This is a genomic window from Streptococcus parasanguinis, assembly GCF_001074805.1.
In the GTDB taxonomy this organism is placed as follows: Bacteria; Bacillota; Bacilli; order Lactobacillales; family Streptococcaceae; genus Streptococcus; species Streptococcus parasanguinis_A.
This window is the reverse complement of the sequence record NZ_JUPI01000041.1, coordinates 17,963-41,054: the sequence shown is the minus strand read 5'-3', so window position 1 is coordinate 41,054 and position 23,092 is coordinate 17,963. Positions and strand designations below refer to the sequence as shown.

General features: G+C 42.1%; 21 protein-coding genes. 5 read left to right on the top strand and 16 right to left on the bottom strand.

What is annotated here, in order from left to right:
- Positions 1-61: 61 nt before the first annotated feature.
- From budA to ADI76_RS02935, 3 genes are all read right to left on the bottom strand, one after another.
- Positions 62-778, bottom strand: coding sequence for an acetolactate decarboxylase (gene budA / locus ADI76_RS02945; protein WP_049514685.1), 717 nt, complete (start codon positions 776-778; stop codon positions 62-64).
- 71 nt (positions 779-849) lie between these two features.
- Positions 850-2,079 carry a tetratricopeptide repeat protein gene (locus ADI76_RS02940; RefSeq protein ID WP_049514683.1) on the bottom strand — a complete coding sequence of 410 codons (1,230 nt, stop codon included), beginning with the start codon at positions 2,077-2,079 and terminating at the stop codon, positions 850-852.
- Positions 2,069-3,244, bottom strand: a complete 1,176-nt coding sequence (locus ADI76_RS02935; RefSeq protein ID WP_049514681.1) for an AI-2E family transporter — start codon at positions 3,242-3,244, stop codon at positions 2,069-2,071. Before ADI76_RS02935 ends, ADI76_RS02940 begins: the two co-directional genes overlap by 11 nt.
- 165 nt (positions 3,245-3,409) lie before the next feature.
- Here ADI76_RS02935 and ADI76_RS02930 point away from each other — a divergent pair, with 165 nt between their 5' ends.
- Positions 3,410-4,420: a lactonase family protein gene (locus ADI76_RS02930; protein ID WP_049514678.1), complete on the top strand. Its 1,011-nt coding sequence runs from the start codon at positions 3,410-3,412 to the stop codon at positions 4,418-4,420.
- Positions 4,421-4,515: 95 nt separating this feature from the next.
- Positions 4,516-4,701: a hypothetical protein gene (locus ADI76_RS02925; RefSeq protein WP_049497454.1), complete on the top strand. Its 186-nt coding sequence runs from the start codon at positions 4,516-4,518 to the stop codon at positions 4,699-4,701.
- A 103-nt stretch (positions 4,702-4,804) separates the two neighbouring features.
- Here the strand turns inward: ADI76_RS02925 and eno are convergent, their stop codons facing one another.
- Positions 4,805-6,109 carry a surface-displayed alpha-enolase gene (eno, locus tag ADI76_RS02920; RefSeq protein ID WP_049514675.1) on the bottom strand — a complete coding sequence of 435 codons (1,305 nt, stop codon included), beginning with the start codon at positions 6,107-6,109 and terminating at the stop codon, positions 4,805-4,807.
- Between the two features lie 211 nt (positions 6,110-6,320).
- On the opposite strand from eno, the gene ADI76_RS02915 reads away from it, so the two are divergent.
- Positions 6,321-6,773, top strand: a complete 453-nt coding sequence (locus tag ADI76_RS02915) for a DUF1694 domain-containing protein (protein WP_049514673.1) — start codon at positions 6,321-6,323, stop codon at positions 6,771-6,773.
- Positions 6,774-6,816: 43 nt separating this feature from the next.
- On the opposite strand, the gene ADI76_RS02910 is transcribed toward ADI76_RS02915, so the two are convergent.
- From ADI76_RS02910 to ADI76_RS02870, 9 genes are all read right to left on the bottom strand, one after another.
- Positions 6,817-7,932, bottom strand: coding sequence for a glycerate kinase (locus ADI76_RS02910; protein ID WP_049514670.1), 1,116 nt, complete (start codon positions 7,930-7,932; stop codon positions 6,817-6,819).
- Entirely contained in the window at positions 7,917-8,585 is a 669-nt protein-coding gene (serB, locus tag ADI76_RS02905) for a phosphoserine phosphatase SerB (RefSeq protein WP_049514668.1), read from the bottom strand. Before serB ends, ADI76_RS02910 begins: the two co-directional genes overlap by 16 nt.
- 115 nt (positions 8,586-8,700) lie before the next feature.
- Complete coding sequence (gene ezrA, locus ADI76_RS02900; protein WP_049514665.1) at positions 8,701-10,425, bottom strand: septation ring formation regulator EzrA; 1,725 nt, start codon at positions 10,423-10,425, stop codon at positions 8,701-8,703.
- A gap of 86 nt (positions 10,426-10,511) precedes the next feature.
- Entirely contained in the window at positions 10,512-12,461 is a 1,950-nt protein-coding gene (gene gyrB / locus ADI76_RS02895; protein ID WP_049475345.1) for a DNA topoisomerase (ATP-hydrolyzing) subunit B, read from the bottom strand.
- Positions 12,462-12,473: 12 nt separating this feature from the next.
- Complete coding sequence (locus ADI76_RS02890) at positions 12,474-13,037, bottom strand: HAD-IA family hydrolase (RefSeq protein ID WP_049514663.1); 564 nt, start codon at positions 13,035-13,037, stop codon at positions 12,474-12,476.
- A gap of 165 nt (positions 13,038-13,202) precedes the next feature.
- Positions 13,203-13,754, bottom strand: a complete 552-nt coding sequence (locus ADI76_RS02885; protein ID WP_049514660.1) for a DJ-1 family glyoxalase III — start codon at positions 13,752-13,754, stop codon at positions 13,203-13,205.
- A gap of 19 nt (positions 13,755-13,773) precedes the next feature.
- Positions 13,774-15,003, bottom strand: coding sequence for an FtsW/RodA/SpoVE family cell cycle protein (locus ADI76_RS02880; RefSeq protein WP_049514658.1), 1,230 nt, complete (start codon positions 15,001-15,003; stop codon positions 13,774-13,776).
- A gap of 33 nt (positions 15,004-15,036) precedes the next feature.
- A complete protein-coding gene (locus ADI76_RS02875; RefSeq protein ID WP_049514655.1) occupies positions 15,037-16,017 on the bottom strand; it encodes a YeiH family protein in 981 nt (326 codons plus the stop codon).
- Between the two features lie 4 nt (positions 16,018-16,021).
- Complete coding sequence (locus ADI76_RS02870; RefSeq protein WP_049514693.1) at positions 16,022-18,475, bottom strand: bifunctional DnaQ family exonuclease/ATP-dependent helicase; 2,454 nt, start codon at positions 18,473-18,475, stop codon at positions 16,022-16,024.
- Positions 18,476-18,593: 118 nt separating this feature from the next.
- Here ADI76_RS02870 and ADI76_RS02865 point away from each other — a divergent pair, with 118 nt between their 5' ends.
- Positions 18,594-19,235, top strand: coding sequence for an MBL fold metallo-hydrolase (locus tag ADI76_RS02865; protein WP_049475350.1), 642 nt, complete (start codon positions 18,594-18,596; stop codon positions 19,233-19,235).
- Between the two features lie 69 nt (positions 19,236-19,304).
- Here the strand turns inward: ADI76_RS02865 and ftsX are convergent, their stop codons facing one another.
- The 3 genes from ftsX to prfB form a co-directional block, all read right to left on the bottom strand.
- A complete protein-coding gene (gene ftsX / locus ADI76_RS02860) occupies positions 19,305-20,231 on the bottom strand; it encodes a permease-like cell division protein FtsX (protein WP_049514653.1) in 927 nt (308 codons plus the stop codon).
- A complete protein-coding gene (gene ftsE / locus ADI76_RS02855) occupies positions 20,224-20,916 on the bottom strand; it encodes a cell division ATP-binding protein FtsE (protein ID WP_003008021.1) in 693 nt (230 codons plus the stop codon). The genes ftsX and ftsE overlap by 8 nt, the downstream gene beginning before the upstream one ends.
- A gap of 44 nt (positions 20,917-20,960) precedes the next feature.
- Positions 20,961-22,056, bottom strand: a protein-coding gene (gene prfB, locus ADI76_RS02850) for a peptide chain release factor 2 (RefSeq protein ID WP_152905764.1) whose coding sequence is annotated in 2 segments (ribosomal slippage) — positions 20,961-21,983 and positions 21,985-22,056 — 1,095 coding nt in all. Because the reading frame shifts where the segments join, the coding sequence is not laid out codon by codon here.
- Positions 22,057-22,230: 174 nt separating this feature from the next.
- Between prfB and ADI76_RS02845 the strand changes: the two genes are divergently transcribed.
- Entirely contained in the window at positions 22,231-23,088 is an 858-nt protein-coding gene (locus ADI76_RS02845; protein WP_049514651.1) for a metallophosphoesterase, read from the top strand.
- Positions 23,089-23,092 lie beyond the last annotated feature (4 nt).

Genomic DNA, 23,092 nt, shown 5'->3' with positions numbered 1-23,092 from the left:
TGCGTCTTGCTCGACAATCCAAAAATAATTGAGAGGCTAGGACTTTTGTCCCAGCCTCTTTTTATTCTGCTTTATTAATGTCTTCTTTGACCTCATCAACATTGAATTTGGCAAAGAGGTACTGTCGGTCTTGAACTGGGAAACGTTGATCCAGCTGATCGATGGCCCCCACCTCTACAATCCCTTCTGTGATGACAAAATCCATGACATGGCCACCAAAGGTGTGGTCATCTGAAATAAAGTGCAAATGATAACCAGCCACGCTCACGCCATGGAAAATTTCGGGTGTCCAAAAACCGACGATGGTTCCAGTGACATTTTCCCGTATATACTCTGGCTGATGGGTTGCAACCTCTGCAAACTTCATCTCTGGTGTTGATTTTGGAATCATACGGACATGCATCTTGACAAAGTCACCACGAATCTTAATGGAGCGAAAAAGATTTTCGCCATCGTAATAAGACTCAATACGAGCTTCCAATTCCTCGTCCGTCATTTCAAAGCGTTGACGGAAAATTACTTCTGCTTGGTGAGGAACAACTGCTGCATAAGGAACCTTGGCATCAGGAGAAACTTCGACAATTTCAGGATGGTCGCCTGATCCCTTAGCCTGATAGGCCTTTCCATCTAATACGATCAACTCTCCATCAATAGAATCAAGCGTTCCAACTCCTAGATCCCCATGTTCCAAGAGTTCTCCAATCGTAAATGATCCCCCGTACAGACCCGCCATTAGGGCACCCAAGGTATTGTATTGAAAAAGTTTCACTGGTTCCATGTTTTTCTCTCCTCATTCTATCTTCTACCAGTATACCACAAACTGTTCCGAAACTTCACGATATGGTTTTATTAGAGGCTATCATAGATGGTTTGCATCTGCACATCGTCTGGTACGATCGCCAAATACTGGTTGGCCACTTCACGCGCCCTTGTCACATCGCCAGCTTCACGCAACAGATAAACATAGGTTTCGAGGAATTCTGGATTGTCCTTCAAGTCCTCATAGAGCTCTTGGTAGACTGATACGGCTTCTTCTGTTTTCTCTAAGGCAGCCAAAGCACGGGCAATGTTCCAACGGGTGACAACCGTTTCGACTTCTTCATTTTGCCAATCTAAGACTTCGTCAAAACGCTCCTGTTCTAAATAAAGGGTAGTGAGGCGAAGAGCAATCTCTTCGAGATCATCTGCCACTTCTTTAGCTTCCAACAGATAAGTTTCTGCCTGTTCAGGCTGGTGGAGCTCATAAGAAAGCTGAGAAGCAAGAAGCTTCAACTGTGCGTCAAATGGATTTTTCTCAATCCCTTGTTTGGCGATTTCAAGCGCTTTTTCACGGTCATTTTCAGCCTGTAAGGCCAAAGCATACCCGAACTCATAGCCTTCAAAATCAGGCGACAAAGTATCAATTTGTTTGTAGTAGATCAGGGCTTTTTGGTATTCTTCTTGGTCTGACAATAAGGTCGCCAATTCGTAGGCAATCTGGTCATCAAACTCAATCTCCAGGGCTTTCTCTAAGAAGGGCACAGCCGCTTCAAACTTACCAAGATTGGCATAGGCAAAACCAATCCGTTGATAGGTAGAAATCCCCGTCGCTTCCAAAATCTCCCGATTGTCCAACTGGGCATACTCTTGGATAGCCTCTTGGTAGCGTTCCAATTCCAGATCGATTTCAGCTAACCCTAATTGAATGATCGGGTCATCAGACAGACTGGCTGCTTCAACTAATTTTTCACGCGCTACATCTGCGAGACCTTCCAGCTGATAGAGATCAGCCTTGACCAAGAGACTGGCTACATACCAGTTAGACTCAGGGCCAATTTCTTCTAAATAAGCAAAGGCCTCTTCCGTTTGCCCTTCCTCTGCAAGGATGGTTGCCAAACTCAGATATACTTCTGGATAGGTTTCTGCAATCTGTTCATAAACCTCTTTTGCCTGAGGGTAAAACCCGATACTTTCAAGATATTGACCCAAATCCAATAGTTGCGCTTCACTATCTTCTAACAAGGCCTTTTGAAATTGAACTTCTGCTTCTTCTAGCTCTTGCTGATCAAGAGCCTCTACCATTTGTTGACTATGACTCACTCTGTGTTTCCTCTTCTACTTCATTGTGTTCTTCATACAAGCCACTGACGACCTTATACCATTCAAATATAGCTCCAATAACGACCTTAGCAGACGCATAGACCGGAATACCAAGGAAAACTCCCCAGATTCCAAACATAGATCCTGACGTCAAGAGCACAAATAAAATAGTAATCGGATGGATATTTAACTGACTTCCCAAAACCAAAGGAGATACGAAACGTCCTTCAATGGTTTGCTCCACTGCAAATACAATCAAGACCTTGATAAACATCTCTGGTCCTGCTACCAAGCCCAATACTAAGGCAGGTAACATGGCTAAGAAACTACCCAAGTATGGGATCAAATTCAAGATTCCCGCAGAGATCCCCAGTGTCACCGCATAGCGCAAGCCAATGATCTTAAAGAAGATGATGAACATAATGGCGACGACAATGGCTACCGTAATTTGCCCTCGAACGTAGTTGGAGAGTTGGGTATTGACATCTGAGAGAACTTGTTCAGCCGATTTACGAATCTTAGTTGGTAAGAAGCGAACAATGTGGCCCTTTAAATTTTTTCCATCTCGAAGAAGATAAAAGACAATAAAAGGCATAATGATCAAGGCAACAATAACTTGCGAAGCCACTCCGATCAAGTTGCTGACCCAATTGACAGCCCGCCCAGAGATCGAACTGGCCCAAGAAGTAATGTTTGCAGACAGTTCCTTAGTGATCTCATCTAACTGGGGTTTGATATCAGAGGAGACGCGATTATCTAGAAAATCATCGATGGTTGCATTGGCCTTTTCCAAATAAGTTGGCAAGTTATGAAAGAAACTCACCACTTGTCGTTGGACGGATGGAATCACTACAGCTAGACCCCAAATTAAAAGCACTGCAATCAAGAAAAAGACTAAGGAAATCGCAAAAATCCGCTTGAGTCCTTTTCTTTCAAGAAAGTCAACAATAGGGTTGAGCAGGTAATAGAGCAAACCAGAGATAATAACAGGCAGCATGACAGCTCCTGCAAACTCAAAAATCGGAATAAAAATAAAGGTAATCTTACTCAAGACCAAGAGGTTCAGACCCAAGAGCAAGGTAACTAAAAATACGGTAATAGCCTTGTTGTCTAAAAACCATCTAAAAAACCAAGACATACTAAACTGTTTTTCTTTATTATCCACGGAAAACTCCTTTTCATTTCAACATGTATCTATTTTAGCATTTTTTGAGCGTGAAGTTACGAAAAAACTAGTAAAATCAGAAAGACCACTCCCTTCTTCAACTAGCAATTGCCTTCCAATAGGACCTTTGATATAATAAACCTAACAAATCTTACGAGGTGACCTATGTCTCAAACCATTTATTTCGGTACCTATACCAAAAAAGAATCCAAAGGAATTTACAAGGCACAATTTGACCCTGAAACAGGGGCATTGAGCCAACTTGAACTAGTGGCAGCTGAGCCCAATCCAACCTATATCGCTTTTTCTAAAAAAGGCAATCTTTATAGTGTCGGAGCTGAAGATGGAAAAGGGGGAATCGCTAGTTTTACAGCCGATTTTCAGCCACTCAATCACATTGTCGAAGAAGGGGCTCCACTCTGCTATGTCTCTGTCGATGAAAAGCGTCAACTAGTCTATGGAGCCAACTATCACAAAGGGCAAGTTCTCGTATACAAGATAGAGGCAGATGGGCGTTTGTCTTTTGTCAATGAGGACACTCACCAAGGAAGTGGTCCCCACGCCAATCAAGCAAGTCCACATGCCCACTATGCAGACCTTACGCCAGATCAGTACCTGATCACGTGTGACCTAGGAACAGACAGTTTGCATGTCTATGATGTCAGTGAGGAAGGAAAACTTACCCTGATCAATCAGTACCAAACAGCTCCAGGTGCAGGACCTCGTCACCTTGTCTTTCATCCCCACTACAAGACTGCTTATCTCATCAATGAATTAAATGCTACAATCGACGTCCTCTTTTATGACGGTGTGGGTGAATTCGAACACTTCCAAACCGTTTCCACACTTCCATCAGACTACGATGGTCAAAAATGGGCTTCTGCTATCAAGCTCTCAGCCGATGGAAAATTCCTTTATGCATCTAACCGTGCTCACAATTCTATCGCTGTATTTAAAGTTGTAGCAGATGGCAGCTTAGAACTCATTGAAATTGTTCCAAGTCAAGGGCTCAATCCACGTGATTTCACTATTAGTCCAGATCAAAACCACCTCATCGCAGCCCATCAAGATTCACCAAATGCTACTGTTTTCAAGCGGGATCTAGCCAATGGAAAATTGACCCTCCTATCCCACGACTTCTATGTCCCAGAAGCCGTTTGTACCGTTTTTCATTAAGGCGTTTTAGTTGTCAAAGCTCTAAAAAAATGATTAAATAAATGAGAAAAAGGCGCGAGCCTGATTTCATAACTTATATTTTAGGAGATCCAAGCATGAATCCAATGGACTTATTTAACCAAGTAAAAGAAATGATCGAAAAGAAAGATTTCGACGCTGCAAAGAAATTTGTTGAAGACAACAAAGACAACCTCGGTGACTACCTTGAACAAGCAAAAGGGCTTGTTTCTGGAAATGAAATGGTCAGCGGTGCCTTGGACAAAATCAAAGGCTTGTTCTAATAACACTACTCCTCAACGCTTTAGTTGAGGAGTTTTTGTTTGAGCTGATCGCAAAAAAGATCCTTGAGAAAACTCAAGGATCTTTTTAGTCTAGTAAACTAGATTATTTCTTAAGGTTGTAGAATGATTTCAATCCACGGTATTCAGCAACTTCACCAAGTTGATCTTCGATACGAAGCAATTGGTTGTATTTAGCGATACGGTCTGTACGTGAAAGTGAACCAGTCTTGATTTGTCCTGCGTTTGTTGCAACTGCGATGTCAGCGATTGTTGAATCTTCAGTTTCACCTGAACGGTGTGATACAACGGCAGTGTAACCAGCTTCTTTCGCCATTTCGATAGCGTCGAAAGTTTCAGTAAGAGTACCGATTTGGTTAACTTTGATAAGGATTGAGTTAGCAGCACCTTCTTCGATACCACGTGAAAGGTAATCAGTGTTTGTTACGAAGAAGTCGTCACCAACCAATTGAACTTTACCACCAAGACGTTCAGTAAGAGCTTTCCAACCGTCCCAGTCGTTTTCGTCCATACCATCTTCGATAGTGATGATTGGGTATTTGTTTACCAATCCTTCAAGGTAGTCAATTTGTTCAGCAGCAGTGCGGACAGCAGCTCCTTCACCTTCGAATTTAGTATAATCGTAAACTTTGCGTTCTTTATCGTAGAATTCTGATGATGCACAGTCAAATCCGATAAATACATCTTTACCTGGAACATAACCAGCAGCTTCGATAGCAGCGATGATAGTTTCTACACCATCTTCAGTTCCGTCGAAACGAGGAGCGAATCCACCTTCGTCACCAACGGCTGTTTCAAGACCACGACCTTTAAGGATTTTCTTAAGTGCGTGGAAGATTTCAGCACCCCAACGAAGAGCTTCTTTGAATGTAGGTGCACCAGCAGGTACGATCATGAATTCTTGGAAAGCGATTGGAGCATCTGAGTGAGATCCACCATTGATGATGTTCATCATTGGAGTTGGAAGAACTTTAGTGTTGAATCCACCAAGGTAGCTGTAAAGTGGGATTTCAAGGTAGTCAGCAGCTGCACGAGCAACGGCGATAGACACACCAAGGATAGCGTTTGCTCCCAATTTACCTTTGTTAGGAGTACCGTCAAGAGCGATCATTGCACGGTCAATAGCTTGTTGGTCACGTACATCATAGCCGATGATAGCTTCAGCAATGATGTTGTTTACATTGTCAACAGCTTTTTGAGTTCCAAGACCACCGTAACGAGATTTGTCACCGTCGCGAAGTTCTACAGCTTCGTGTTCACCAGTAGAAGCTCCTGATGGAACCATACCACGTCCGAAAGCACCTGATTCAGTATAAACTTCTACTTCAAGTGTTGGGTTACCGCGTGAGTCTAGGACTTCGCGAGCGTAAACATCAGTAATAATTGACATTTCTTACTCTCCTTATTGAGTTATATTTTTTACTCCTCTATCATATCGTAATTAGGCTATTTTTTCAAGAAAAAACAAGGAAATCTACGAAAATTGAGAAGTTTTTAACAAGAAAACGGTTCCACTATCTTATTTTCTGCCATTTCCCCTTCTTATTTAATTTTTTAGCATTCCTCTACTCTTCTGCTACGCTTTATGCTATACTAAACTTATGACAGATATTAATAAAACGATTTTAGAAAAAGCTGCTGGTCCTACTCGGTTCAATCCTGATGAACAGCGTCGATTTTTGGAGACATATGAGGAGCGTGTGATTGTATCATGTACCTTGGAGGAGGCAAGGGACAATCTCTATTTGGAGCACTATTCTTCAATTCTTACGAACATTTCAGAACGCTTTGAACCTGTATTGGTCAAGATTTCGCCTGCCTTGGATGAAAGCAGCCAACTTCAATATTTGAAAAAAACAAAGGATCTTGGTCTTGTGGCAAGCATTGTTTCAGATGACTGTCGCCACTCTCCCTTTGGTCTCATCATCCATACTGATCATCCATCTGGAATTTCTCCAACCGATATCAGCCTCCAGTATCCAAATTTGTTTGAAAAGAAAGAAGAGAGCACAGCACCTGAAAAAAAATCATTTTGGAAACGCCTCTTTGGCTAAAGAAAGAACCAATTGAAAAGGAATTTCCTTTTCAATTGGTTTTTTAGTTTGCTTTCATTTTTAAGAGGTTACCAATATTTCGAGCACAGGAAATCAGATTTTTTTCAGCATGAGTGAGTGCATCTGCCACCTCACAAGGACCTGGCACAATAGAGAAGGCAGCCTCAATATGATGACTTGGGAATGCTGGCAAATCGTTCGCTAAGCTACCACAAATAGCAAGCACTGGGATCTTCTCTGGTGTTCGTTTGGCTACCCCGACAGGAGCTTTTCCCGACAGAGATTGGAGGTCCATCCTACCTTCTCCCACGACGACCAGATCCGCTTTTTGAACCTTACGATCGAAGTCGATTAGATCCAAACTTTTCTCAATTCCTGAGGAAATCTGACCTCCTGCAAAAGCGACCAAGCCTGCTGCCATACCACCTCCAGCTCCGGCGCCAGCTATAGACAAGATTCGTGGATCAACTAGCTGATAAAAATTCTCCATAGCTTGATCAACTGCTGGAAACAGAAGGGGATTCAATCCCTTTTGCCCGCCATAGATATAGGTTGCTCCTTGACTGCCACAGAGAGGATTGGTGACATCTGTTAAGACTTGGAGCTCGATGTCTTGTAATGCGTTTGGAACCGCACTGGTATCTATTCTAGCCACACGATCGAGTGAAGCACCAACTGGACGAAGCAGATGACCTTGGTCATCATAGAAGGCTACCCCTAGTCCGGCTGCCATCCCAATCCCACCATCATTGGTCGCTGAACCACCAATTCCCACACAGATCGTTTTAACCCCTTGGTCAACCAATTGCAAAATCAGTTCACCAATTCCTCGTGTCTCTAGTTCTAGTGGATTGCGTTTTTCAGCTGGGATAGAGCCTAAGCCAACAAGAGAGGCCATCTCAAAAAATGCCATCTCATCTTTTTGGTAGTAAGCCATTGAAACAGGCTTCCCAAATGGTCCTGTTACCTGAGTATGCTTCTTGGTTAAATTCAGAACTCCAGCAAGTGTATCCATGGTTCCTTCACCACCATCCCCTATGGGAAGAAGGTCAAAAGTTGCATCTGGTAGAGCCTCTTGAAATCCTTTTTTTAAGGCTTCTGCTACTTGTTTGGCGGATAAGGATTCTTTAAATGAATCCGGTGCTAGTAGGATATGCATCCTGTTTCCTTTCTATGCTGGTCTAGAATTTCAAGAACAAGGCTTAGATCGCTCGTTTCAATACGGTATGGAGCTCGTTCGGCTACGATTGGCTTTGCCATAAAGGCAATCCCGATTCCGGCTGTTTCAATCATGGGAAGATCATTGGCACCATCTCCCATAGCAATCGTCTGACTTCGTTGAATATGATTTTCTCTCGCCCATGTCAGGAGGGAGTCTTTTTTTCTTTCAGGGGTCACAATCTCTCCGAGCACTTTCCCTGTCAGACGGCCATCAAAAGTCTGCAAACGGTTGGCACGAACCAGATCAATTCCTAAAGACCTCGCGATAGGATCGATGACTTCATGAAATCCCCCTGAAACAAGGCCAACCTTGTAACCTCTTTGATGAAGTTCCGTGATTAAGCTTTCAGCACCCGGCGTGACTTCAATTTGCTCCAAAATTTTCGGAAAGATAGAGGTCTCTAATCCCTTCAATAAAGCAACACGCGCCTCTAGAGATGCTGAAAAATCCAGCTCCCCATTCATTGCTTGTGATGTAATCTCTGCCACTTTTTCTCCCACGCCAGCTTCTTGAGCTAGTAGATCAATCCCTTCCTGTCGGATCAAGGTTCCATCTACATCCATAACGAGGAGACCGGTTACTTCTTTCATCGCTTTCCTTTCTTATTTCTCCCTTACTATACAAAAATAGGGTTTAAATTTCAAGTTTCAATGATCTTTTGAAGATTGTAAAAAAATGACCTCCTAAAAGGTCATTTTTCTATTATTAGAAGCGAATTTGCTCCCGGGTTTTTTCATATGAAGTTACAAAGCGATCGGTCACTCCAGCTTCTACCATCTCCAAAGCATCTGAGATGACTTTAAAGGAAGCTGCATAGTCATATTCTCTTTCGAAAATATAAAGGGACTCATCAAAAGCTGCTTGCACATGATCATCAAATGAACGATAGCGATTTGAATATTGCAACAACTGCTCTGTTAAAGTAGCATTTTGTACAATTCGATAAGTCGCTTCTTCCAATTCATTCATATCATTTGTCAAAATATCTAACAAACGATTGGTTGATTCGATGTTGATTTTATCCCCTTCCAACTCATCCATCAAAGCCTCTGTATTGTTGCTTGCTGTGAAGAATAATTCCAAGAATTCTTGAGGGATTCCTGGCAAGTTTCGCTTGTCCATATAGCGTTTAATGGCATGCAAACGGTTGGCATAGATATTGACTTTTTGGCGAGCATTGGCATCGTCTTTTTCAATTTTTGAAAGGGAATCACTTAAGCTGATTTGCTCATCTTCGATTTCTTTCAAGCGAGCCTCAATAGCTTCTAACTCTTCTTCTACGATAGAATAAGCTTTTTGTGTTTCAGATGAATCTTTCAAGGCATCTTCTACCACATTTTCTTGTGAAGATAACTCAGCTTCTAACTCTTTTAATTGTTGACTGAAAGCTTCATTCAAGACGAATATTTTACTAAGGCGTTCCACTTCTGCTGCAAGGTTGCTATTGTTATCTTTTGCGTGTTTCAAATAGCCAGGCAGTTGTTTCACTAACTTCTTCACGACTTTTTGTGATTCGATTTCACGAGTAAAGATGTGATACAATGCATCGATTTCCTCTTGAATTTGCTCATTTTCGTAAATAGCATTGTCCAATTCAAGCGCGGATACATTTGCCATATTGTTCTTCAAGGAAGCATGCAACTGTTGGAAACGAGATTCAATATCTGTTTCAGTGAAGTGGTAGCCAGATTCCAAAAGCTTGCGGTAGCCACTTTCCAAATCCTCTAATTGATCAGGAAGTTTTGCTTGAAGAGCGGTGACAATTTCTGGCACTCGCTCAACAATTTGTTTTAAGGCCACAATATGATTCTCAGCTGTATCAAGGATTTCAGCTGCTTCAACAGGGTCACCTGAAGAATTCAAGGTGACAAATTGTGAAAACTCAGATTGAATATTTCCAATTTGCTTTTCAATTTCAGGAAGTGCACTGCCATAACGATCTGGATCTGAAGTGACTTCTTTTTGAAGTTCTTCAAACATATCCAAGGCATGAACCACGCGTCCGCTATTTTTTTGTTCTTGCTCTTCAAGATCAGAAAGGGCTTGGCGAATCGCTTTGATATCTTCGTCGATCAACTGAATCTGACTTTCAATATTGTCAATAGCTTGTTTAGCCTTCATGAAACGGAAAGAATTATTGTAGCCTTCCGCCTCAAACAGATTGTTTTCAATATCAGCAAATGAATTTAAGGATAAATCTACCCATTTTTGATTCCATTCACGAAATGCAACTTGACTTTGACCAATCAAATGCATGTTTTTTACGGCCTCAACTTCATCGTTGACCGGAAGGTTGTATAACTTTTCTTTTCGTTCTTCCAGTGCTGCCAGTAAGGCTTCATTTCGTTTTCTCAAAATGACTGCAACCACATATCCTACAATCAAGATAAGGGCGACAATAAAGATGAGAACAATTAGTCCACTAGACATATAAAAACTCCTTCATCGTATTACTTGAACGTAATCCTAGTAATTATACCATAAAATATCCATTAATGGGAAGCGTTCGGTGAATTTTATACATCGAGTGTACTATATTCAGCGTTTTCTTCGATAAATTCACGACGTGGTTCCACGCGGTCACCCATCAACATATCAAAGATCTTATCTGCTTCCGCAGCATCGTCTACTGATACTCGTGCCATCAAGCGGTGTTCTGGATTCATGGTTGTTTCCCATAATTGGTGATCATCCATTTCTCCAAGACCTTTATAGCGTTGGATGGTTGGTTTTGAGCGACCTTCTGAATAACGTTCCAAAGCTGCAGCTAATTCAGCTTCTTGGTTGGCACCAGGTTGGATATATTCTTTGATTTCACTACCGACTTTGACCCCATAGATTGGTGGTTGTGCAATATAAACATATCCCGCTTCCAAGACTGGTTTCATATAGCGATAGATCAAGGTCAATAGAAGGGTTCGGATATGAGCGCCATCGACATCGGCATCGGTCATGATCACTAATTTTTGATAACGCGCTTTTGTAACATCAAATTCTGCACCAAATCCAGTTCCCATAGCAGTAAATAAACTACGGATCTCTTCATTGGCTAGAATTTTATCCATACTTGCTTTTTCAACGTTCAAGATCTTACCACGGATTGGGAGAATCGCTTGGAATTCCCGATTTCGACCAGATTTTGCAGATCCTCCGGCTGAATCCCCTTCGACGATAAAGAGTTCTGTTTCTTGTGGATTATTTGAAGAGCAATCTGCCAATTTACCAGGTAGGTTGGAAATCTCAAGCCCTGATTTCTTACGGGTCACCTCACGCGCTCGCTTAGCAGCTACGCGAGCTTTCGCCGCTAAAATCCCTTTTTCGACGATTTTCTTAGCAATTTGCGGATTTTCCAAAAGGAAATCAGAAAAGGCATCACTAAAGAGTCGATTGGTAATTTTAACAACTTCTGAATTCCCAAGTTTAGTCTTGGTTTGTCCTTCAAACTGTGGATTTGGATGTTTAACCGAGATAACTGCTGTTAAGCCTTCTCGAACATCTTCCCCTGTTAGATTGTCTTCGTTTTCTTTTAAGAGCTTATTTTTCTTAGCATAATCATTGATCACACGAGTGAGAGCTGTACGGAAGCCCTGTTCATGCGTCCCACCTTCATGGGTATGAATGTTATTCGCAAAACTCATGACCGTCTCATGGTATCCTGTGGTATATTGCATAGCTACTTCAACTGTAATATCATCCATTTCACCATCTGTGTAGATTGGTTTTTCAAAGATGACATCTTTGTTTTCATTGATGTATTCGACGTAACTAGAGATCCCACCTTCGTAGTGGTAATGCTTTTCTTGCTCCAGGCCTTCTCGCTTATCCGTCAAAGAAATACGCAAGCCACGATTCAAAAAGGCTAATTCTTGAATCCGTTTATTTAATTTTTCAAAATCATACTCGGTGGTTTCCGTGAAGATTTCTGGGTCTGGAATAAAGTGGACGGTTGTCCCTGTCCGATCTGTCTCCCCGATGACTTTCAAATCATCCACAACATGTCCACGTCGATACTCTTGGTAATGGATACTGCCATTTTTATAGACGCGAACATCGAGGGATGTGGAGAGGGCATTCACAACTGATGACCCTACCCCGTGAAGACCACCAGAAACCTTGTAGCCGCCTCCGCCAAATTTTCCTCCCGCGTGAAGCACGGTAAAGACAGTTTCAACGGCAGGTCGACCCGTCTTTTCTTGGATATCCACTGGGATCCCACGACCATCATCGACAACCGTGATCGAATTATCTGCTTCAATGAAAACTTCAATATGGCTAGCAAAACCAGCTAAGGCTTCGTCAATCGAATTATCTACGATTTCCCAGACCAGATGATGAAGACCTTCTTTTGAGGTAGATCCAATATACATCCCCGGACGCATCCGAACGGCCTCTAGTCCTTCCAAGACCTGAATCTGACTGGCATCATATTCTTGTGCTTGATTTTCTTGCTGTTTATCCTCTGTCATAATTTCCCTTTTCTATTCAAATATAAACTGGTGTAAGTGGGGCATGGTATCAAATAAATAGGTTGAAAGCCCTGCAGCCTTCCCAGCTTCAATATCGATCGGACGATCTCCGATGACCAGACCGGCTTGAATGCCATATTTTTCCTTCAAATAAAGCATAGAGGCTGGATCTGGTTTTCGAGGAAAGCCCTCGTCTGCTGTTACAATCTCCGTAAAGTAGGGTGCAATGCCTGTCTGTTCAATAAGGGTTAAAACTTGGCGATCCCGATGAGATACCAAAAAATGGCGTCCTCCATGTGCTTGGATCTCTTCTAGTAACTCTTTTGCCCCCTCAAATAAGACCGGTTCTTGCAAGCCCAAGGCTTCTTTTTTCTTGTATTCCGTACGAAAATTTGAAATATGTGGTGCAAAGGTTTGAATTGCATCCTGTGTTGAGATTTTTAATGCTGCATAAACAGAATCATGATCGGCTTGGATGTGAAAGTCCTTCAATGTCGCTACAAAGGCATTTGTGGACGTTTCGTAATTATCCAATAGCGTCCCACCAAGATCCCATATAAAATCATGATAATTCATAGTCAATATTATACCACAAATGGACAAAAAAAATAAGCTAAAACCCTCATTTAGGGGGGATTTTAGCCATTTTTTACGGTCATTTCATTTTAAATCAAAGAGAAGTCATTTTCCGTCATAGAATGTGATCTTTCACCAGAAAATATAGTGTCCAAAAGAGCTTTTTTAAGCATCTCCAAAGACATCTTGATAGAGCATTCCTTGACGAAGGCTTTGGGCATCTCCTCCAAATTGCTCTACCAAGGCGTAGGCTAAGGCAAGTGCAGTTGAAGGACCACGACTGGTCAAGAGATTACCGTCTTTCACCACTGTTTCTTTCTGATAGTACCCATCTTGAATCTCTTCTTCAAAACCATCGTAACAGGTATAGTGTTTATCTTTTAAGAGGCCGGCACGTGCCAAGACAATTGGTGCTGCACAAATCGCAGAAATGATTTTTCCTTTTCTACTTTCTTCTTGTAGAGCTGCAATCAATTCCGGATTATCCCGCAAATTCGCAGCTCCTGGCATCCCACCTGGTAAGAAGATTCCATCATAATCTGACAGGTCCCCATTCCAGAGGCGGTCGACTTCCACTGTGATCTGGTGAGAACCTGTGACCGTTTCTTCCATCCCAACGAGGTCACAGTCGATCCCAGCCCGTCTCAAAACATCGACAATGGTCAAGGCTTCAATTTCTTCAAAACCGTTTGCTAAAATCGTTGCTACTTTTTTCATTTTCATTCCTTCTTTCTATCTATTGCGCCTTTTTAAGGACTACTTTTTTACGGATTGGAGGCCCTTCTTCTGTCTCTTTCTTTTTGCTGCTATGATTATATATTGAAAGGACCAGACCAACACCAATCAGATTACTAATAATAGAGGACCCACCTTGTGAGATAAAGGGGAGGGGAATCCCCGTCAAGGGGAGAAGACCCGTTACTGCTCCAACATTTTCAAAAATATGAAAGACCAGCATCATAATAAATCCAATGGAAATATAGGTATAAAATTGGTTATTGGACTGGAGGGTAATTTTTAAAATGCGGTAAATCAGGGCCACATATAAAATCAACAGCACCAGAGCTCCAACAAAGCCAAAGTCTTCTGCTACTACTGTAAAAATCATATCACTTTCCCGTACGGGAACCAATAAATTGGAAACATTAAATCCTTGCCCAAAGAGGCCACCACTTGCAATGGCTAGCTGTCCTTGCGCCTGCTGGTAGGTGGTGGTTTGTGCATAGTCAAAAGGATTTAACCAGGCTAAAATACGGTTCATCTGGTAGGTTGGCATCCCTAATTGTTGGTGCAGAAAAGCCCGTCCCCCTTCTGAAAGAAAGAGGAAGAGAAAGCCTGCTAGCCCACCTGCCAGAAGCAAGATGACCGGCAAGATAATTTTCCAGGAAACTCCTGAAACAAGCACTAAGCCCGCAAAGATGGCCAAGAATACTAAGGCCGTTCCCAAGTCCTGCTGGAGAGCCAATAAGGCAAATACCGGAATCGTATAGATGGTCAACTCTAGAATCAAAAACCAATCTTGTCGTAATAATCGTTCACGCCCCTTATTTCTTTGCAAAAATCGGACAATAGAGCGTGACAGCATCAGGATGAAGGGGATCTTCATAAATTCTGAGGGCTGAAATAAGGTGATGTTCCCATAAGCCACCCAGTTTTTAGCTCCTGTTGAAGCTACCAAGTTGGGATTATAAAACACAAGAGGAAGAACCATCAAGGCCAAACCTAATAGATAAAGAAAGTGTGTGATTTTCCAAAGAAATTTCGTGCTAAAAATGGTCACAATCAGGCAAATGACGCATCCCACACCAATCCAAGCCAATTGCTGCCCCAAAAAAGGCCACACCATCTGGGGATAGTCATGAGAAACTGCTACATAAACAGATAAAATCCCAATCATGAGAAGGGCGAAGACAATCCCAATGATGGAATAATCCAGGTGAATCGTCCAAAAATGATGTTTCTTCATTCACGTTCCTTTCTTTGAGAATCATCAAATCAATTAATAGAACAACATTTGTAGAACCAAGCTAGATCCTGCTACACAAAACCAAGCAATCAACCCTACTAAAAGAGGGGCTGCTCCTGCTGCACGGAACTGTTTCCAAGAAACCTTGCTTCCGATTCCGACCAAGGCCATGGCCATAAAGAGGTGAGAAAGGTCCTTTAGGTAAGGAAGAACCACTTTAGGTAGCAAGCCGATAGATGAAAGAATAGAAGCCACAATAAACCAAATGATGAACCAAGGAATAATTTTCTTTAACATTCCTTTGTTTCTTCCTTGTTGCTTGCTCCGATACCATTTTAAACCGATCAAGCCCAAACAAACTGGTACAATCATCAGGGCGCGTGTCAACTTAACAATGGTCGCCATTTCACCCGCCGCCTTACTATAAGAAAACGCTGCTGCTACAACTGATGACGTATCGTTAATGGCTGTTCCTGACCAGAGGCCAAATTGAAAATTAGACATATGCCATACATGCCCTAATACTGGAAAGATAAAGACAGCCAAAATGTTGAAGAAAAAGATGGTTGACATAGATAAGGCAATTTCCTCTTCGTCTGCTTCAATGATCGGCGCAGCTGCTGCGATAGCAGATCCACCACAAATAGCCGTTCCAAATCCAATTAAGGTCCGTAAGTGAGATTTCAGATGGAAGACTTTCCCAAAGATCATCGCTGCAAGAAAGGCAACTGTTATCGTTGGCAGACTAATCTTCAAAGAAGACAAGCCTGTAGAGGCAACCGTCGCAATTGGCAAGCTAAATCCCATGAAGATAATCGAATACTGCAACAATTTCTTACCGGACCAGTTCAGTCCTGGTCGTGAATTCTCCGGCAAATCTACTAATTCATTGAGGACAATTCCTAAAATCAAAGCAAAGACACTGGAGCCAATGATGGGAAAGAAAGTTCCCAAAAACATGGCGCAAAGAGCCAGTACAAATGCAATTGCAAGTCCAAATCCTTTATTTTTCATTCTCTCAATTCCTTTCAAAAAAGGCAGCTGCTTGCTCAACAAGCCGCTCTCTCACTGTCGTATGAAGGGGCAACACTTGCTGCAAACCATCTAAAATTTGTTTTCCATATCGTTTGGTCACCACTCGCTGATCCAATAAGAGGACCAACGATTCCTGGTCTTGAAAACGGCTGGTTCTCCCAATAGCCTGTTTGAGCCTTAAAATCGCGACCGGAAGGCTATAGTCATAAAAGGGATTTTTCCCCTGTTCTCTGAGTTGGATATTCAGCTTTTGAACCATATAATCTTTGGGGTTATCAAAAGGAAGGCGCGTGATGATTTGAATCACTTCTTTTTGTTGGGAAAAATCGACACCCTCCCAGAAGCTTCCTGTTCCCAATAAAATATAGCTTTCTCCTCTATCAAATCGTCGCTTAATATTAGCTGCATCGCCATTTCGATACTGGGCCAAATGAGGAAACTTCAAGGCGTTTGACGTCTCCAGTAACAATTCTTTTGAGGTAAACAAAAGAAAAATTGGTTTTCTTAGAGGAAGGAGTTCATCGATGAGCTGACAAATCTCTCCTGCATACTCCACGGAAGATAAAGAAACGACATCTGGAAAATCTATCGGCACCAATAATTCCTGGTGTTGTTTGACTGTTATTGGCACCCGGTAGATCTGCTGCTCTTGGTATCCCAAAAGGGCAGGTAAATGCACCTTTTTACTGATCGCGATCGTTGCTGATACAAAGAGCACGGGCACTTCTTCAGGAACAAACTCCTTAAAGGATAGCAAGTCCTCAACTCCTCCGTGGAGACGAAGAATCTGGTGGCTTTCGACCACTTCCTTGTCCATCCAAAAGGTTTGGTAGCGCTCATCAAACAATTCCCTTAGATTCTCTAATGATTCGTTTTTTAATTCTGAGACATCCTGTCGAATTTTTGCTACCGTTTGATCTGATAAGATGGCTGGTTTTCCTTGTACAACTTCCTTAGAGCAGGCATTTAACTCAAATTGAATACTCTCCAGCAAACGCCTTTGCAGAAGATCTTTTTCCTCTTCGATGGCATGTTGCAAGCCTAGAAGAAGAGATTGCAAGTTTTCTTCTCTCTGTGAAAACTGCTCTAAAGCAAAGAAGAGTTTTTGCGCTTCATCCACTACCAGAACAGATTCTTGAAGTAGACTCTTATCATCTTCTAGACGGGTTAACAGATAGGCATGATTGGTCAGAATTACTCGGCTGGTTTTCACTTTTTCCTGGCCCAGGCGCCAAAAATCTTCCTGATAAAAAAGTGAACGCTTCGACAATTGGCCATCGTGGCAAATGTCAGCTACAAAATGAAGATGACGATAGAGTTGGCCAATTTCACTGAACTCTCCCGTTTCTGTCATGGTCAGCCAAACCAACAGTTGCATTTTAAAGCGTCGAATCATCCCATTATCTGACTCACTCTGTAAGGCCTCATAAAATTTATCGAGTTGGATGTAATCCTTGGGACTTTTCAGGCTATGAAAGGGAATTTGGAAAAGATCTTGGATAGTCTTTCCTTCCTTCTTCATAATTTGATCCTGAAGAATTTTAGTTGGAACACTGACAAGAATGCGCTTGGAGGTTTTGGCCAAAAGCGTTAATAGATAAGCGTAGGTCTTCCCAATACCCGTTGGCGCTTCAATAAAACTCGGAAGTGGCTGTTGCAAACTATCTTCGATATAGTTAACAAATTCTCTTTGTTCCGGATAAGCCTCCATTCCCAACAGCTGCATATTGAGTTCAAACTGTTCAGACAAATGACGACTTTCTAAAAACTGCTGTGGCTTGCGCAGATAGAGACCATGAACTTCTACTAAATGAGCTGGTAAAAAAAGGCTACTGTCTTCAAGCGCATCTTCTATTAAGAGTCGCGATTCATAAATCAAACAATCTGCCATCGAAAGAAGTTTTTCGATCAATCCTCTTGGTAAGCTTACAATTTTCTCTCTCAATTTCAACAGCAGCTGGGCTGTTGCCATAGCATCCGCTAAAGCGGAGTGAGCATGGTGCAACTCAATTTCCAGTTCAGCTGCAAGCGCTCCTAAATTGTAGCGTTCTAAAGTCGGATAGAAAATTTGAGACAATTCAACCGTATCAATCCGAGGAGTCGTTAGCTCAAATCCTTCCCAAAAGAGGGCTTCTGCTAATAAATTCGCATCAAATTTGACATTATGGGCCACAAAGACGGCATCTTCTATTAATTCAAAAATTTCCTTTGCCACTTGTGCAAACTCTGGTGCTTTGCGTAAGCGAGCATCTGTTAGTCCGGTCAATTGTTTGATGTGCTCATCCAATCGTTCATGGGGATTTACATCTGTTTCATAGGATTGGGTAATTAGGCCATCCTCGATAATAACGATCCCAACCTGAATGATCTTAGCATTGCTTCCAGCACTGGTCGCTTCCAGATCCACAATGGCATATTTCCGTTTCTGTCTTGTCATAATACTTAAAATTATATCACGTTTGAGCAAGCTCTGCAGATTTTTTTCTCCTTTCATGTTGACTTCAATCCTGTTATTTTCCTTGCAATTTGATACACTATTCTAGAAAGGAGTCCTTATGAAAATCTATCGTACTGTTAATCCTGTAGCTTATGAAAATACCTACTACCTTGAAAATGACCACTCCCTCATTCTTGTCGATCCAGGTAGCGACTGGGCGACTATTCAAAAACAAATAGATCGCATCGGAAAACCAATTGTAGCGATTCTTTTAACCCATACGCATTACGATCACATTATGAGTCTTGAAAAGGTTCGTCAGACCTATCATTTCCCACCTGTTTATGTCCATTCAGCAGAAGCCAGTTGGTTGTCTTCTCCTGTCGATAATTTATCTGGTTTGGATCGTCATGCGGATTTAGAAGATGTGGTATGCAAGGAGGCCGACTTCCTTTATGACATTCGCTCCGATTACCAAATAGCCGATTTCCACTTTTATGTTCTGGAGACACCAGGCCACTCTGCAGGAGGAGTCTCTATCGTCTTTCCTGAGGATCACCTGGTTCTATCCGGTGACGCCCTTTTTCGCGAAACCATTGGACGGACCGATCTTCCAACAGGGAACGCGGCACAGTTACTTAGCAGTATCAGAGAAGAACTCTTTACCCTTCCATCTTCCTATACCGTCTATCCCGGTCATGGCCCTGAAACTTCTATTGGTCACGAGAAGATGTTCAATCCCTTCTTTAGACAATCTTAAAGAATCATGTATCCTCCTTCCTGTCCTAATAAAAGATACAAAAAAAGCAAGTGTGAACTTGCTTTTTTATTATATCTTAAGAAAACGTCTCATGGAGATTGACGAACCGATCGCTCCAATCAAAATCCCCAATCCAAACAAGCCACCCACCATAATCGGTACCAAAAGATGGGGACTATAAAGATGCAAGTTTTGGTCTGTCAAGTTATTATTCATTGATGTATAGACAACATTATACACGTAGAAAACCAAAGCTGATGGAACCACTGCTCCCAATAGACCAATCCAAGCCCCTTCTAAAAGGAACGGTGCACGAATATAACCATTCTTTGCTCCTACCAGTCGCATGATCTTAATCTCACGACTACGTGAAATGATGGTAATCCGAATAGTATTTGAAATCAAAAAGACTGCAATAAAGATCAATAAGGCGACCCCGATCAAGCCCCAGTTTCGAATAAAGGTTCCAAGGGCAAACAAGCGTTGGGTATCGACCCCACCATCTTTGACTTCAGAGACCCCTTCAATTTTCTTGGCATCTGCCGAGACTTGCTTCACATATTTTGGAGCTGTCGTCTCTACATAATAGGCATCGTAGAGGGGGTTTGCATCTCCATCAAAAATCTTCCAGTTGTTCCCAGCCGTTTTGATCAGTTTATCATACTGTTCTTCCTTGCTAGAAAAATCAACCTTGTCGACATGCTTCATGGCTGTCAGAGCATCGTAGACCTTATGGTAATTTTCATTGGTCACGGTTTGACCTTCTTGTTCAATCTGCTCGCTCTGATCTTGAATATCTTTGCGCATGTATACTACAACCCGCACACTGTTTTGAATATCATCTGAAAGCTTAATAGTATTAGCAATAACAGAGGCGAAAATAGCAACCAAGCTAAGGGTAATCATAACCGAGCTGACTGCTGCGATCGTCATCCAACCATTTCGTTTCAAGCTTTTAAACGATTCAATTAAGTGTCGGAAAAATCTTCTAATCATCGTATCCGTACTCTCCTTCCGCTTCATCACGCACTACACGACCATTTTCAATCGCGATGACACGGTGACGTAAAGTATTTACAATCTGGCTATTGTGGGTCGCCATCAATACTGTGGTCCCTTGCAGATTAATCCGCTCCAAAAGATTCATGATTTCCCATGAATTATCTGGGTCCAAGTTCCCCGTTGGCTCATCCGCAATCAAGACTTTCGGATTGTTGACGATCGCACGAGCAATCGCAATCCGTTGTTGCTCTCCCCCTGACAATTCATTCGGGAATGAGCGGACCTTGTGTTTCAATCCGACAAGATCCAAAACTTCCATCACACGCTTTTTAATATTGCGACGGCGCTCACCGATAACTTGCATTGCGTAGGCAATATTTTCATAAACGGTTTTCTTTGGAAGCAATTTATAATCTTGGAAGACCACTCCCACATTGCGTCGCAACATAGGAATATCGCGTTTTTTGATTTTATCCAAATCAAAATCAGCTACTTTCAAACTTCCTTTATCGTGTTTGACTTCACGGTATAAAAGTCGAATAAAGGTCGACTTCCCTGCACCAGAAGGTCCTACGATGTAGGCAAATTCTCCTGGTTCAATTTGGACAGAGACCCCGCGAAGGGCCGTCGTCCCGTTGTCATACTTTTTGACAACATCTTTCATTTCAATCATTGACATGTAATGAAATTCCTTTCATTCTTTTCTGGTTGATTCCCTCTAGGTTATTGGAGACGCCATTTAAGGTAGGCATCGATAAAGCCATCGATATCTCCATCCATCACCTTGTCCACCTGCGCTACTTCGTAGTTGGTCCGGTGATCCTTCACCATGGTATAAGGGGTAAAAACATAGGAGCGGATTTGACTTCCCCAGGTGATTTCTTTTTTATCCCCTTTTAGAGAATCCACTTCTGCTGCTTTTTTCTCTTGCTCTAATTGGTAGAGTTTAGCTTGCAACATCTTCATCGCACGATCACGGTTCCCGTATTGGGTCCGATCCACGGTGGATGCCACTACAATCCCTGTCGGAATGTGGGTCAAGCGCACCCCTGTAGAAACCTTGTTGACGTTTTGTCCACCAGCTCCACCTGAGCGGAAGGTGTCCATCTTGATATCATCATCACGAACTTCAACTTCGATGGTATCGTCTAATTCGGGCATGACCTCAACAGATGTAAAGGAGGTATGACGACGTTTAGCGGAGTCAAATGGCGAGATCCGAACCAAACGGTGAACCCCCATTTCAGATTTCAGAAGGCCGTATGCATGAGGCCCTTCAAAAGATAAGGTCACAGACTTGATTCCAGCCTCATCTCCAGCCTGATAGTCCAAGACTTCAACTTTGAAGCCATGGGCATTTCCAAAACGAGAATACATCCGAAGGAGCATGTCGCCCCAGTCCTGAGCTTCTGTTCCTCCTGAACCTGGGTGGATTTCTAGGATGGCATTATTATTGTCATAGGGTTCAGACAATAGCAAGGTCATTTCATAGCTGGTCATACGTTTATCCAGCTCCTCCAACTTCTCGATCAATTCTTCTTTGACCGAATCGTCTTCTGCCAAAAAGTCCAGTAAGATTTCTGACTCATCAAAGAGATCCACCATTTGATGGAAATTTTCATAGGTCTGCTTGAGTTCATTTAATTCTTGAGATGTCTTTTGCGCAGCAATGTTATCATCCCAAAAATCAGGTTCTGTCATTTTATTTTCTAAAATGGCAATTTCTTCTTCCAACGCCTCTAAGTCAAAGAGACCCCCTGAAAGAAGCTAATTTTTCACGATTTGCGTCAATTTTTTGACGAATTTCTGAAATGTCCATAAGCACCTCTTTCTATGTATCTAGTCTATTATATCATAACCTTCACTATTTTCCCACCTTCCAATATTGGATCTGCTAGTTTACCACAACTAACCCAGCTTTTTTTCAGTATTTTTCTATTTCTTTGTAACCTAATTGTTAGAAAAAAAGATCCTCTTATGCTAGACTGGTAGCATGACAACAGTAGCTTTTATGTCCGATTTACATATTGATTCGAACAACTTCGGCAAAGAAGAAATAGAGACCCTGATCACTCTTTTCCTGCAACAAAACATTCAACATCTCCATATTGCAGGAGATATTGCCAACGGCTTTGAAAGGACATCACAGGAATTTTTAGACCAACTTCAATGTCACCTTCCAGTGACCTTTAGCTTGGGAAATCATGATATGCTTGGCCTATCAGAAGAAACCATAAGACCTTTTGAATTTCAAAAGATTTCCTTCTCCAATCATACGCTTCTTGCCTTTTCGGGCTGGTATGACTACAGCTTTGTTCCTACTATCTCTCCCCAAAAACATCTCCAAACCAAAAATCTATTTTGGTTTGACAGACGCCTCCAACGAATGGGATCTGATCCAGCCATTACCCAACGTCTGTTGCAAGAGCTCGAAACAGAACTCATGCAAGTGGATCAACCCTTGATCATCGCCATGCACTTTGTTCCTCATAGTCAGTTTCTCCTGCGCCACCCTTATTTTGAACGCTTTAATGCTTTTCTAGGAAGCCAATCCTTTCATGAGCTCTTTAGACAATATCCTGTCAGAGAAGTGATTTTTGGTCATAGCCACCACCGAATGCCAGCAACAACGATTGACACCATCACCTATCATGCTAGACCTTTAGGCTATGTCCGAGAATGGGAGCTTTGCAAACAATTTTTCGAAGCTTTTCCTGAATATGATTTTCCAAAACGATACGATCCCTACAAACGCTATCGCAGAATCAAAGACCTCCCCAAATTTAAAGCATACAAGAAAAAACAGCTCGCTCATGAATTTTCTCAAGCCATGACGATCCTTGAACTATAAAAAA